13 protein-coding genes are annotated in these 12540 nt (G+C 59.9%); 2 read left to right on the plus strand and 11 right to left on the minus strand.

The window, feature by feature from the left end:
* Window positions 1-136: 136 nt before the first annotated feature.
* The 7 genes from BX592_RS09835 to BX592_RS09865 all read right to left on the minus strand — a co-directional run bounded on the left by BX592_RS09835 (window position 137) and on the right by BX592_RS09865 (window position 7689).
* Window positions 137-799: an HAD-IA family hydrolase gene (locus tag BX592_RS09835; RefSeq protein ID WP_134191577.1), complete on the minus strand. Its 663-nt coding sequence runs from the start codon at window positions 797-799 to the stop codon at window positions 137-139.
* Between the two features lie 20 nt (window positions 800-819).
* On the minus strand, window positions 820-1620 hold the full coding sequence (locus BX592_RS09840; protein WP_134191578.1) for a DeoR/GlpR family DNA-binding transcription regulator: 801 nt from the start codon (window positions 1618-1620) through the stop codon (window positions 820-822).
* Between the two features lie 58 nt (window positions 1621-1678).
* Window positions 1679-2398, minus strand: a complete 720-nt coding sequence (gene araD / locus BX592_RS09845; RefSeq protein WP_134191579.1) for an L-ribulose-5-phosphate 4-epimerase AraD — start codon at window positions 2396-2398, stop codon at window positions 1679-1681.
* Window positions 2383-4089 (minus strand): ribulokinase, encoded by a 1707-nt coding sequence (locus BX592_RS09850; protein ID WP_134191580.1) that lies wholly within the window; start codon window positions 4087-4089, stop codon window positions 2383-2385. The genes araD and BX592_RS09850 overlap by 16 nt, the downstream gene beginning before the upstream one ends.
* Window position 4090: 1 nt before the next feature.
* Window positions 4091-5128 (minus strand): ABC transporter permease subunit, encoded by a 1038-nt coding sequence (locus tag BX592_RS09855; RefSeq protein ID WP_377681655.1) that lies wholly within the window; start codon window positions 5126-5128, stop codon window positions 4091-4093.
* Window positions 5121-6668: a sugar ABC transporter ATP-binding protein gene (locus BX592_RS09860; protein ID WP_166676327.1), complete on the minus strand. Its 1548-nt coding sequence runs from the start codon at window positions 6666-6668 to the stop codon at window positions 5121-5123. The genes BX592_RS09855 and BX592_RS09860 overlap by 8 nt, the downstream gene beginning before the upstream one ends.
* 79 nt (window positions 6669-6747) lie before the next feature.
* Window positions 6748-7689 (minus strand): ABC transporter substrate-binding protein, encoded by a 942-nt coding sequence (locus BX592_RS09865; protein WP_134191582.1) that lies wholly within the window; start codon window positions 7687-7689, stop codon window positions 6748-6750.
* A 349-nt stretch (window positions 7690-8038) separates the two neighbouring features.
* On the opposite strand from BX592_RS09865, the gene BX592_RS34355 reads away from it, so the two are divergent.
* A complete protein-coding gene (locus BX592_RS34355) occupies window positions 8039-8161 on the plus strand; it encodes a SymE family type I addiction module toxin (RefSeq protein ID WP_279589181.1) in 123 nt (40 codons plus the stop codon).
* A gap of 764 nt (window positions 8162-8925) precedes the next feature.
* Here the strand turns inward: BX592_RS34355 and BX592_RS09875 are convergent.
* The 3 genes from BX592_RS09875 to BX592_RS09885 all read right to left on the minus strand — a co-directional run bounded on the left by BX592_RS09875 (window position 8926) and on the right by BX592_RS09885 (window position 11134).
* Window positions 8926-9378: a PAAR domain-containing protein gene (locus tag BX592_RS09875; protein ID WP_134191583.1), complete on the minus strand. Its 453-nt coding sequence runs from the start codon at window positions 9376-9378 to the stop codon at window positions 8926-8928.
* A gap of 9 nt (window positions 9379-9387) precedes the next feature.
* Entirely contained in the window at window positions 9388-9726 is a 339-nt protein-coding gene (locus tag BX592_RS09880; RefSeq protein ID WP_134191584.1) for a PAAR domain-containing protein, read from the minus strand.
* Window positions 9727-9940: 214 nt separating this feature from the next.
* On the minus strand, window positions 9941-11134 hold the full coding sequence (locus tag BX592_RS09885) for a hypothetical protein (RefSeq protein WP_134191585.1): 1194 nt from the start codon (window positions 11132-11134) through the stop codon (window positions 9941-9943).
* Between the two features lie 154 nt (window positions 11135-11288).
* Between BX592_RS09885 and BX592_RS09890 the strand changes: the two genes are divergently transcribed.
* On the plus strand, window positions 11289-11480 hold the full coding sequence (locus BX592_RS09890; protein ID WP_134191586.1) for a hypothetical protein: 192 nt from the start codon (window positions 11289-11291) through the stop codon (window positions 11478-11480).
* A gap of 481 nt (window positions 11481-11961) precedes the next feature.
* Here BX592_RS09890 and BX592_RS09895 read toward each other — a convergent pair whose 3' ends face one another.
* Window positions 11962-12540: a hypothetical protein gene (locus BX592_RS09895; RefSeq protein ID WP_134191587.1), complete on the minus strand. Its 579-nt coding sequence runs from the start codon at window positions 12538-12540 to the stop codon at window positions 11962-11964.

The raw sequence follows: 12540 nt of genomic DNA on the forward strand, positions 1-12540 counted from the left end.
AGGATCGTCCGATCGTCCTGCATACCGAAACGGAAGGATAACCCTTTCTGATACGAAATGATTCAGCGCGCGACGCGGGAAGCGACTGAAGAAGCGACGACTCAGGCGGCGGCCGGCGGGTTACGCGCCGCAATGCTCACGCGGAAACCTGCAGCACGATTTCATCGCCATCGGTGACCGCGCGGATGCAGCGCAGGTCTTGCACGCGCACGGTTTCGCCGAGTCCGGCAGCCGACGACGCCCACGCAATCGCGATTACTTTCGCGCCCGCCGCGAGGCCCGCCTCGATGCCGGCCGGTGCATCTTCGAAGACCACGCCGTCGCGTGCGTCGGAATTCATGCGCCGCGCCGCGAGCTGAAAACCGTCCGGTGCAGGCTTGCCGCGCGTCACGTCTTCCGCGCTGACGAGCAATTGTGGCGCGGGCAGGCCGGCGGCCTCCAGACGTTTGAGCGCGAGCGCGCGATCCGCGGACGTCACGACGGCCCAGCGGTGCGCGGGCAATGTATGCAGCAATGCGCCTGCGCCGGGCACTTCGATGATGCCGTCGGTATCGTCATACTCGCGCCGCATCAGCGCGAGCGCGTCCGCTTCGACATCCGCGCCAGCCGGCGCGAGCGCGCGCATCGTGTCGATCGTGCGGCGCCCCTGGGCTTCACGCACCACGAGTTCAGGGTCCAACCCGTACCGGTTCGCCCACTCGATATACGCGCGGTGCATCGGCGCGCGGGAATCGAGCAGCGTTCCGTCCATATCGAACAGCACACATTTACAGCGCAGCAAATCCAATTGTCGATGCATGAAATAGGGTCCTGGAAAAATCAGCTGGCGAGCAGCAATTCGATGCCTGCGTCTTCAGCAGCGGTGCGTGCATTGTGCGGTAAATCGTCGTCGCAGACCCAGGTCGACACCCGCTCGAACGGCACGATCGATACGAAGCCGCGTTGCCCCCATTTGGTGCTGTCCGCGATCGCGCAGACCTGGCGGCTACGTTCGATTGCCGCGTGTTTGAGCTGGGTTTCCAGCTGGTTGGCGTTGGTCCAGCCGGCTTCGAGGTCGATGCCGCGCGCGCCCATAAAGAACAGGTCGAAATGCAGCTGGCCGACTTGCGCGAGCGCCACCGGACCGACGGTCGCGAGTCCGTTGCGATAAAGCTCGCCGCCGATCAGATGGACGTCATACGCGGGATGTCCGGCCAGTTCCATCGCAAGATTGATGCCGTGCGTGACAATCGACAGATGATAGACATCGGGCAGACCCTCGCGAATCCGGCGCGCAAGTTCCATCGCGGTCGTGCCGGAATCCAGGTAGACCACCATGCCATTGCGAATCAACTCCGCGGCGTGGCGCCCGATGCGCTGTTTCTGCGTTTGTCCTTCGCGCGCCCGCAGCGGATAGTCGATCTCCGAATCGACCAGCACCGCGCCGCCGTGCACACGCCGCAGCCGCCCTTGTTCCTCGAGCACCTGCAGGTCGCGGCGGACTGTCATCGGCGACAACGAAAATTGCTGTGCGAGATCGCTAACCCGGCATTGGCCGCCTTTTTCCAACGCATCGAGGATCAACTCCCGACGATGGTCGGCCAGTACGCTATCGGTTGTATTTTTCTCGGGCGTGGGCATGGAATCCGTGTCCGTAATGCGGCCACGTAAGCGCGTGCCGCGCGGGTTATCTGCGAAACTATTTTAATCCGTCGATCACATCGGGCGTTTCCACCTGACCGTAGTAGGCGCCGGCGCCGTGCTTGCGCAGATAATGCTTGCGGATCAGCGTTTCCTTGATCGGTGGAGCGATCGGGTTGATCGTGCGCGTCAGGTAAGCCATCTGCGCGATCTCTTCGAGTACGCGGCTGTTATACACAGCTTTTTGCGCGGACGTGCCCCATGTGAACGGTCCGTGACATGCAACGATGATCATCTCGACTTCGTGAGGGTCCAGTCCACGCAGCCGCTGGACAATCTGATGGCCAGTCTCGACCTCGTAGTCGCGCTCGATCGCGTCATCGCTCATCGGCTCGGTCACCGGAATCGGCTCGGTCAGGTGATCGGCGTGCGTGGTGCCGAACACCGGAATTTCCCTGCATGCTTGCGCCCACGCGACCGCGTACATCGAATGCGAATGACAGACGCCGCGGATACCGGCGAACTCGCGGTACAACACCGCGTGAGTCTTCGTGTCCGACGACGGTCGCCCGCTCCCTTCGACAATATCGCCGTCGAGGTCGACCACCACCATCAGGTCCGGCGTCAGCTCGTCATACGGTACGCCGCTCGGTTTGATCGCGAACACGCCACGCGCTGCGTCGAATGCGCTCACATTGCCGAATGTGTAGATCGCGAGTCCTTGTTTGGGGATCTCGAGATTCGCCTCGTAGGCCTCGCGCTTCAGTTCAGTGAACATGATGTGTCTTCGGTTGCCGATACCGGGTGCCGCATCTCACGTCCGGCGTGTTCGACCAGCGCGCCGTAAGAACGGTACCTTCGATACAGTTGTTCATAGGCCGCGCGTGCTTTCGCGTTGGGCTGGTAGACGTGCTCGAAGCCCGCGCCCATGCAGCGTTGCGCGTGTTCCGCGGTGTCGTGAATGCCGGCCGCGACAGCTGCGAACATCGCGGCGCCGAGCGCGACCGCCTGGTCCGCCGCGGTGACCCGAATCTCCTTACCGAACACGTCGGCGGCGATCTGCATGTTCAGCGGCGATTTCCTTGCGACGCCGCCGACTGCGATCACGTCGTCGATGCGAATGCCTTCCTCCTGGAAGCGCTCGATGATCGCTCGCGCGCCAAACGATGTCGCCTCGATCAGCGCGCGATAGACCTTCGGCGCATCGCTGCCGAGCGATAGCCCGAACAGCGCGCCGCGCAATGTCTGATCGGCATAAGGCGTGCGGCGCCCATTCAGCCAGTCGACCGCGACGATGCCGGTGGTCAGCGGGTCTTCGTTGGCGGCGGCCTGTTCAAGCGCGGGCAGGATGCGCGTCGCCAGTTCGTCGCTGATGTCGCTGTCGCCGAGCAGACCGAGTGGCCACGACAACAACCGGCGGAACCACGCGAACACGTCGCCGAACGCGGATTGGCCGGCCTCCAGTCCGGTTAGCCCGCGAATAACGGAGCCATCGACCTGGCCGCAAATGCCGCGCACCACGCGTTCGCCGATCTCGTCGGTCGGCACGACCACGATGTCGCAGGTCGACGTGCCCATCACCTTCACCAGCGTGTGCGCGTGCGCGCCCGCGCCGACGGCGCCCATATGCGCATCGAACGCACCGATCCCGACGATTACATCAGGCGACAGGCCGAGCTTCTCTGCCCATTCGTGCGTCAGGCGACCGGCCGGCTCATCCGCGGTGTAGGTGTCCCGGTAGAGCCGCTCACGAATACCCGTTAGAAGCGGATCGAGACGGGACAGAAATGCTTCGCTCGGCAGTCCATCAAACGACTCGTGCCACATCGCCTTATGACCCGCCGCGCAGCGACTGCGCCGCAATTGCGCGGGCTGTGTGGTTCCGGTCAGCAGCGCCGGCATCCAGTCGCAGTGTTCGACCCAGCTGTGCGCGTGCGCGTGGACTTGCGGATCGACGCGGAACACATGCAGCATGTTTGCCCAAAACCATTCGGCCGAATACACGCCGCCCACATAGCGCGTAAAGTCCTCACCCCCCCAGCCGTGTGCGAGCGCGTTGATTTCGTCGGCCTCGCGCACGGCGGAATGGTCTTTCCACAGCACGAACATCGCGTTCGGATTGTCGCGAAACGGCTCGGTTAGCGACAGCGGTGTTCCATCGCGGTCGACTGCAACCGACGTGGACCCGGTCGTCGCAATCGAGAGTCCCTTTACGCGTGCACGCACTGCATCGCCCGCGGCGCTCAGCGATTCGCGGACCGCTTGCGTCAACGCTTCGATATAGTCGAGCGGATGCTGTCGATAGATGCCGTGATCGGCGTCGCAGTATTGGCCCTCGCTCCATCGTCGATAGAAAGCGACGGCGCTGCCGCGCTGTTCGCCGGTCGCGGCATCGACGACCAGACTCCGGCACGAGTCGGTGCCGAAGTCGACGCCGACAACAAAAGTGGATTCGTCGCGATGCGTCATGTCAGTTCGCCGCTCCCTTTTGCCGCCATTTGTCGAGAATCACCGCGAGAACGATGACGACGCCTTTCGCGACGTACTGCCAGAAAGACGACAAGCCAAGGATGGTGAGCCCGTTGTTCATCACGCCGATAATCAGCGCGCCGACGACGGTTCCCCAGATCGTGCCGACTCCGCCCATCAGACTCGTGCCACCGAGTACGACGGCAGCGATCGCATCGAGTTCGTAGCCGGTCCCCCAATTGCCGCTTGCTGCATAGAGCTTGCTTGCCGACATCGCCCCCGCCAGCCCGGAAAACAGCCCGCTGATCGAATAGACGAACAGCAGCACACCGCGCACGCGAATACCGGTCAGTCGTGCAGCTTGCGGGCTGCCACCGACCGAATAGATATGAATGCCCAATACGGTCTTTCGAAGGATCACCCAGGAAATCAGCACGACGGCGACGGCGATCCAGATCAGCCACGGTACATGCAGAAAATCGTCGTTGCCGATCCATTCAAAGCTTGGAATCGAGTTGTTCAGTACCGTGGTGCCGTCCGACAGCAGATACGCGGCGCCGCGAAACGCGGTCATCGTGCCAAGCGTGACGACGAACGGATTGATATCGAGGAACGCGACCATCACGCCGTTGAGCGCGCCCATCACCAGTCCGGAGACGATAAACACCGGAATGGACCACACCGCAAGGCTGCCCATCAACGACAACTGCATGCCGAGCACCGCGGACACGGCGAGAATCGAGCCGACGGACAGGTCGATGCCGGCAGTCAGCACGACAAATGTCATGCCGGCCGCGAGCACCAGATTGATCGCGACCTGTCGGAGCACGTTCATCGTGTTGTCGGCGGTCGCGAAGTTCGATGTGCCGTCGGCACTGAAGTGCACCGTCAGGAAATAGAAGACGACATACAGCACGACCAGAACCGGCAGCATGCCCAGACGATGCAGAAGCGCTCGCGCGGAGAAAGAGCGTGTTCCGAAAGGGGGCGCGTCGGCGCTCATCGGAGGGCTGCCGCGCGTTTCAGTGGTTTCAGCCATGGTGGGTGTGTTCCTCCGGTCGTTCATGATTGGTCGTTGCGACGGAGTCGGTATCGGTCGCGAGACGCATGATGTTTTCCTGCGTGATCGATTCGCCTGCGAGCTCGCCGGTGATCGTCCCTTCGCGCATCACGAGCACGCGGTCGCAGATGCCAATGACCTCCGGCAGTTCGCTCGAGATGACAATCACGGCGACGCCCGATTCGGCGAGCGCGTGGATGATTTGATAGATCTCGCTCTTGGCGCCGATGTCGACGCCACGCGTCGGTTCGTCGAGGATCAGCACCTTCGGGCCGATTTCTAGCCAGCGTGCGAGCAGGACCTTTTGCTGGTTGCCGCCCGAAAGACGGGCGACCGGCAGTTCCAGATGTGATGTCTTGACGTTCAGGCGCGCAACCGCTTTTTTTGCGCGCCCTTTCAGCGCTTTGTGATCGACAAGGCCGAATCGCGAATGACGGCCCGCGACGTTGAGGATCGCGTTTTCGCGCACGCCCAGGTGCAGAAAGAGGCCGAGTGTCTTGCGGTCCTCCGGCACGTACGCGATACCGGCGTTCATCGCGGCGCGCGGATTGGATAGGTCGATGGGTTTGCCGTCGAGTTGTATCGTGCCGGACGTCCTGGCATCCGCGCCGAAGATCAGGCGCGCGAGCTCGGTCCGCCCGGCGCCGACAAGACCTGCGAGGCCCAGCACTTCACCGCGACCGACGGCGAATGTCGCCGGTTTGATCTTGCCGCCGCCGACGCCTTCCACTTTAAGCACGGCCTCGCGGGGGTAAGACGTCGCGTGACGTGCGTGCTTGTAAAAGTCGTCGAGAGGACGGCCGACCATCATTTGCACGAGCCGCTTCGAGTCGAGCGCGTCGCGCGCCAGTTCGCCGACATACTTGCCGTCGCGCAGCACCGTCACGCGATCCGCAAGTGCATAGACTTCGGCCATTCGATGGCTGATGTAAATAACCGCCATTCCTTCGTCGCGCAGCCGGCGCACGACGGAAAACAGATGCTCCGCCTCGCGGTCCGACAGCGCGGCGGTGGGTTCGTCCATGATCAGTACACGACCGTGATGGATCAGTGCCCGTGCAATCTCGACCTGCTGTTGTTCGGCAATAGAAAGCGCGCCTGCCCTTGCCGACGCATGAAACTTCGCGCCAAGCTGGCGCAGTACCTCGTCGGTGCGACGCATCATCGATGCACGGTCCGAAAAGCCGAACCGCGAGCGCGGCTCGCTGCCCATAAAGACGTTTTCCGCAACCGACATATGCGGCGCGACCGCGAGTTCCTGATAGATCAGGCTGATTCCGTGCGCGCGGCTCGCGGCTGGATTCGCGAGACGGACCGCGTTGCCGTCGATCCGGATCTCGCCTGCATCGGGCTGGTACATGCCCGAGAGGATTTTCATCAGCGTGCTTTTGCCGGCGCCGTTCTCTCCCATTAGCGCGTGAATCTCGCCGGGATGCACCGTCAATTTGACGTCGGACAGCGCGCGCGTCGCGCCGAAGGACTTGTCGACGCCGGACATTTGCAAAACAGGAGTGGTCATCGTCATCCCTAACTTGCGGACGGCGAGTGGGTATGAAGCCGCGCGCTCGCCGTGACCCGTATCACAATGCCTCTTCTGCCTAGTCGCGGATCCAGCCTTGATACGTTGCGACGTTCGCACGGGTGATCGGCGGCGTCGGCAGCAACTTGACCTTGTCCTTTGGCGGATGGCCGTTCATCAGCGCGTAGCCGACGTCGACGGCCTGCGCGGCCATACCGTTCGGGTCCTGCGCCGGCGACACGACGAACAGCGATTGCGGCGTCTTCAGCGCCTGAATGCCATCGGGGCCACCGTCGACGCCGCCGATCAGCTTGATGTCGCTGCGCTTCGCTTGCTTGATGGCGAGTTCCGCGCCGATCGCGGTGGGGTCGTTGACGCCGAATACCGCGTCGATCTTCGGATAAGCAGCAAGCAGATTGGACATCGACGTCAGGCCGCCATCGCGACTGCCACCGGCGTTCTGGTTATCCGACAGGATCTTGATCGCCGGGAATTTTTTCAGTTCGGTTTTGCAACCGGTGACGCGATCGATGATCGACGAGACCGGCGGTCCGTTCACGATTACGATGCTGCCTTTGCCGTTCATCTGCTGGGCGATGTACTTGCACGACTCTCCGCCGGCCATCGTGTTGTCCGACATGACGGTTGCGTCGGCGCCTTCGGCGCTGACGTCGACAGCGACAACGACGATGCCTGCTTTCTGGGCCTTCTTCACTTCGGGCCCGATGCCCTTCGAATCGGCCGCGCCGAGAATGATCAGATCGACCTTGTTCGCGATGAAGTTGTCGATCTGGCCGACCTGGGTGTTCAGGTCATATTTGGCCGAGACGACGGTGACTTGCGCGTTCGGGTTGATCTTGTGCGCTTCGCGGGTGACGCTTTGGCCGACTGCGACGAAGTAGGGGTTGGCCAGATCGCCGACCGTCACGCCGACAGATTTCAACTGGCGGTCACCGGCGTGCGCGCCTGCGGCGAACGCAAAGAGGCTGGTGGCGAGCAGACAGGCAAGGCTTTTCTTCATTGACGTCTCCTTGATTTGGTGTAGGTAGAGGCCGCTGCACAAGCGATGTTCGATTGTTCTTGTAAACGAACATTATCAAACATGAAAGAACTATATCAATCATGTTCGAACATTGGAATGGATTTTTATGATGCGGTGCAGCGTGGGGAGTGCAAGGCTGGGAGAGGGCGCCTCGAAGCGGATTGGGTGGGCTGCATTCTGGTTGTCACCACGTTGGTGCTTCCCTCCGCGCATTCGAGGAAAATAGATCGGATCGCTAACTAACCCGGGTCACGATCTCAAACGAGACGATGAACTTTGGGACGGAGAAGGGGAGAAGTGGCGAACCCACGGGCGGCGTTGTCTTGATATCTATCCGGATGCGCCGTGGATTCGTCTGGCGGGGCGATGGCTGGAGAAGGCGGGTTTTCCGATCTCTGGCCGCGTTCGTGTAGAAGTCAAGCAGGGCAAACTCACGATCACGCCGGCTTGATGTGAAAACGCGAGGGCCGGAGATTGACGCACTCCGGCCCTCGACGGGATCACTACTGCTTGAAAGAAATTCGCTGGGACTTCAGAGCGCCTTCTTGACGGCGTTGGCTGAGTCAGTCAGGTCCTTGCCGGCGCCCCCGACAGTATTGCAGCCCGCCAATGCAAGCAGGCTACTGAACAGCAACGAAATAGCTACCAAGCGCTTAAGCATACTCACCTACCTCCGACCTGTTTTATTACGCGCCGGCGAATGTTTCCGGCGATACGAGAAAAAAAGACCCTTGGCTTCCGCCGTAGGGCCTTGATCGTTCTGGGGGATTCAGATCACCCAGTGTCCTTTCGAAAAATCTGGCGCGCCCGCTTCGGGTGGACCTTGCAGCCCTGGTCCTTGAAGGGCGGCGTCCAGTCGTACGGTTTGCGGGATCGGCCTATAAAATCAAAGGCTTACCGCATCTCGAATCTGGGTATCTTACCGCGAATCGAGGGTGGAGTACAAAAATTGCTGGGGCGGTCGCGGTACCGGGCGGTGAATGTCATCGTGACGGCAGCTACGGCCTGGCTACCTGTAGTGGGGATGTTCAGACGGGGAAGGCCCTGACGAAGCAAGAATTTTCATCTGATCGTGCAGGGCGCAGCCAGGCTTTCGCGGCCCGTTTTCTTACGCGCGACTATAGCCAATCAGGCAGAACAGGAATATCAGGGCGCTCCAAGTACAAAAGAACGACGCCCACCGAGCTACTGTCCAACGCCTGTAAGCAATCGCGTTCAAACTCGCAAAAGCAAACGCGGGTAGCCCTCTAACGCTGCACAACTCGCGCGAGCCGCTACCTGTTCGTCATACGCGCGCGATTGTGTGCTCGCGTCGCTTGCTTCGCCACGACTCGCGCTCGTTGAGCTCAATGCGGTGGCGTACCTTTCCGCTTCGTCATCGACCGTCGAATCGCCTGCATGCAACGCAATGATGAGCGGATGCTGTTCGCACTTGCAAAGCACAATATCGCCATGCAGTGCCACTTCTCGCGTGTTCATGTAATTAAGGCGGGTGGGGCCACCTGCTTTAATGATAACGCCCGCGCTTTCGCATTTTCCGCAGTACGACTCACCGCCAATAAGCGCGACCTGGCGACCGTGAAACATGAAGTCCATTTCACAGCCATATGGCAGGATGACTCCGCCACTGGTCAGCGTGTCGCCGACGACCGCAATGCGACGTAGCATGATTCCCCCTTACTGGCGGGTGAGAGCAAAACCGTGTTCATCGACGGGCATGAAGATTGTCGATGTATGTGGCTCGCGACGCGGGATATCCGAAATCGCGACACTTTTATCGAGCACGCTTCCAACAACCGCTGCGGAGCGGTCGTCAATTACCGCTGTGCCGCCCGCGCCATCCGCGATGACAGCCTCGCTCGCGTCGTTATAAGTAACGATATGTCCGACGCATGCGACGGGTAGCCCGCAAACCTTTACGCCCGCTCCACTCGTGACCCGTCCGCCGCGTTCGGTGCGCGCGCCGATCGTGGCGAACGGATAAAACGCGCCTTTGCGTTGCCGCTGTTCCGACATTTCCAACTCTCCGTGAGGTAGTGAAATTCTCCGGCCAGCGATGCGGCCGGCTGCGCGAAGGCGGCCTTCAGCCGCACGACTCGCAATCCTCGATGGAGCATGGAGAGATGCGCAATCAGTAAACCCTGAAAAAAGTTATGCAGTAGTCCGACGAGTTATCGGTTTTCTATTGAGGGGGCATCTTTGGAGCCGGCGTCCGCGCATCTGTTCCCGGTTAGCTCACTCGCTGGTTGGCCGCGAATTCGACATTTGCCGGGTCGGACTGCAACACCGCCAGCCGGTTGATCGCCTGCAAGGTCGACTGCGCATTTTTAACGGCCTCGGGCATATCAAAGCGGGAGGCGAGGTGCGCGTCGTTGAGCAGCGGCAGGAAATCCTTCGAAAATGACTGGCTGGTCGGCGTCGTCGTGTCCTGCGTCAGTTGGCCTTGCTCGTATTCCTGTGTGCGCGTGGACTGATTTGCCGAATGCGCAAGGACCGCCTTGATGAGTGCGCCTTTCTGATATGCGATTTGCGCTTCGCTCGATGCGGAATCGTCGATCTGGACGAAGTCGTAGTTCTGCGACTGCGCTGAGTCGGTCAGGTTCAAGTCACCAGTGCCGGAAATCGGCTTGTGAAAACTTGCGGTCAGATGCGAATTTTGCCGTTGCGTGATGGAAAGGTTCAACGGGTTCGCGTTGTCGACCTGAGTCGATTGCGATACCTGATACGAGAATGTATCGGTCTCGTTCGGCCGGAACGGATTGCTGCTCTTAGGCGTCTGTACGACTGAAGCCGTGAAATCGGCAAGGCCGGTCAGCATGCCCTGACCCGCGGCGGATATTGTCGATAAAAGTGCACTAGCACCGCTCGCTTGAGGCGGAACGTTATAGTTGCTGTTCATTTCGGTAAACGCATCGTCGAACATCGACATCAATGCGGCGTTGCCATTGCCGCGTGCCTGTTCGCTCTGGAATTGCTGCAGATAGCTGCTGATTGCGTTCGCCTGTTGCTGCGCGCTGCCGATAATCATCGGGTTCGACATATTCACGCTGAGATTGAGCTTGCCGTCGGGACCGCTCGTGCTCAGTTTGCGTATCTGATTATCGGCGTGGAAGTCCACTGTTTGCGGACCCGTCACGCCCTGTACGTTCGCATGAAAATCGATCGACGATATCGCGCTCGAATCGAATTTCATCAGCCCGCTGAGGTCGAGCGTTGGCTGAATCGAGGTGAGCCCGTCGATTGCGGATTGAAACGCGGAAGAGAGACTTTCCAGTGCGCTCTTATCGGAAGCGCTTAGCGTGCCATTGGTTACCGTGACCTGAACGGCTAGTCCGTTTGAATCGCTGCCGAGTGTGACTTCAACCTGAGCGCCGGAGGTTGTCGTTACATCGAGTGTGATCTGATTGGTCGCGGAATGGTGCACCCTTGACTGCGCTGCTGCTATCGACGCTGGGGTTGCATTCGCGCCGGGCGCCACTAACGATTGCGAGAAATTGCCGTTGCCGATTTGACTCAATAGCGCGGCACCGAGCCCGGCGAACTGCTGCGGACCGGATCGCAATGAGAAGTCCGCCGCCATGCGCGACGATACCGCGTTGTTTGATGGGTTTTCAAAGACGGGTGGCGTGATTCGTACGGCTGGAGAGGCATACACCGCCGCGTCTATCGACGGTTGTCCCAGCGTGACGGACGTTGTAGGCCGAGGCGCCAATGTCGAAGTGGTATTCGTGTTTGACGGCGCTTTTGTCACGCTTGCGTTATATAACTGATTGAGCGCATTCGGATTGAATGGAGTGATCGTTGTCATCGGAACGGTGACCTTCGTGCGGGGCCGAATTTGATTTGATGTTTTTAGTAACGGCGATGGCTGTTAGAAACTTGAGCCACGGTGCGTATCGCGCTGGGAATCGATAAGGAATGACCGATCCGGCGAAAGCGAGTGGAGTTCTATCGGCCGGAGGCGACAAAAGGATTGTGCCTCGAGAAATTAAAGGGTGCCACGAGGCGCCCGAACTGCCATGCATTGGCCACGCTCACGTCACATTGATGGCATCGCATCACGTTCAGCGTTTCCCCTAAATTTGCCTGAACGTTATCATGCAGAGGGTTCGAAATTACGGGCCCGGCACGTGAGCATCAAGCTCTAGGCCCTCGCGCTTGCCTTCAAATAAAAAAGCCCGGCACAAGGACCGGGCGCGGTCTACAAAAGGCGTCATCTGGTCGCGTCACGTTGCAGAAAATCTGCACATTTTAGTACGGTTTTCGCTTAAAAAGGTCGGGATGGTCGGGATAATATCGCTCGAAACTGATGCCGATTCTTTTGAGCTCTTCTTTCGTTTTCCCAAATGGCTCCTTTTGTGCAACGGGAAGATCAACCCCGTGCATCTTCAATTCAACTTCCAATTGTTGGGTGTGTTCAAGCGTTGGCTGGTAATGACCACTCTTATCATTGACATATTCGACGCGCCCGTCTGTCACAGTCATTTCGCCTGCAGCGGCAACTGGCGCGCCAGCTAGGAAAGCCGAGTGGTGTGACACGACTCGCTCATGGCCCATGAACAATTGACCCTGCTCGTCCATGACATACATGTGCCTGCTGGTTGCTTGCGCTGGTTCGGCATCGTCGAAATCGAAAGCATCCGGGTCTTCTATAGGCTTGGTTGTCAAAGGTCGGAGTTGATCTCCTTCGCGTTTACATAGCAAACCATTATTCGGGATGACCCGGTACTGTTCTCGTTGCTCCGGTGTCATATAGTCCACTTTAGAAGAACGCCCTTCCTTGACGCTATCTGCGTCGTACCCCGCGTCCCGTAACATTCCGATGACCAT

This window comes from Paraburkholderia rhizosphaerae (assembly GCF_004366595.1).
GTDB classification, from domain to species: domain Bacteria; phylum Pseudomonadota; class Gammaproteobacteria; order Burkholderiales; family Burkholderiaceae; genus Paraburkholderia; species Paraburkholderia rhizosphaerae.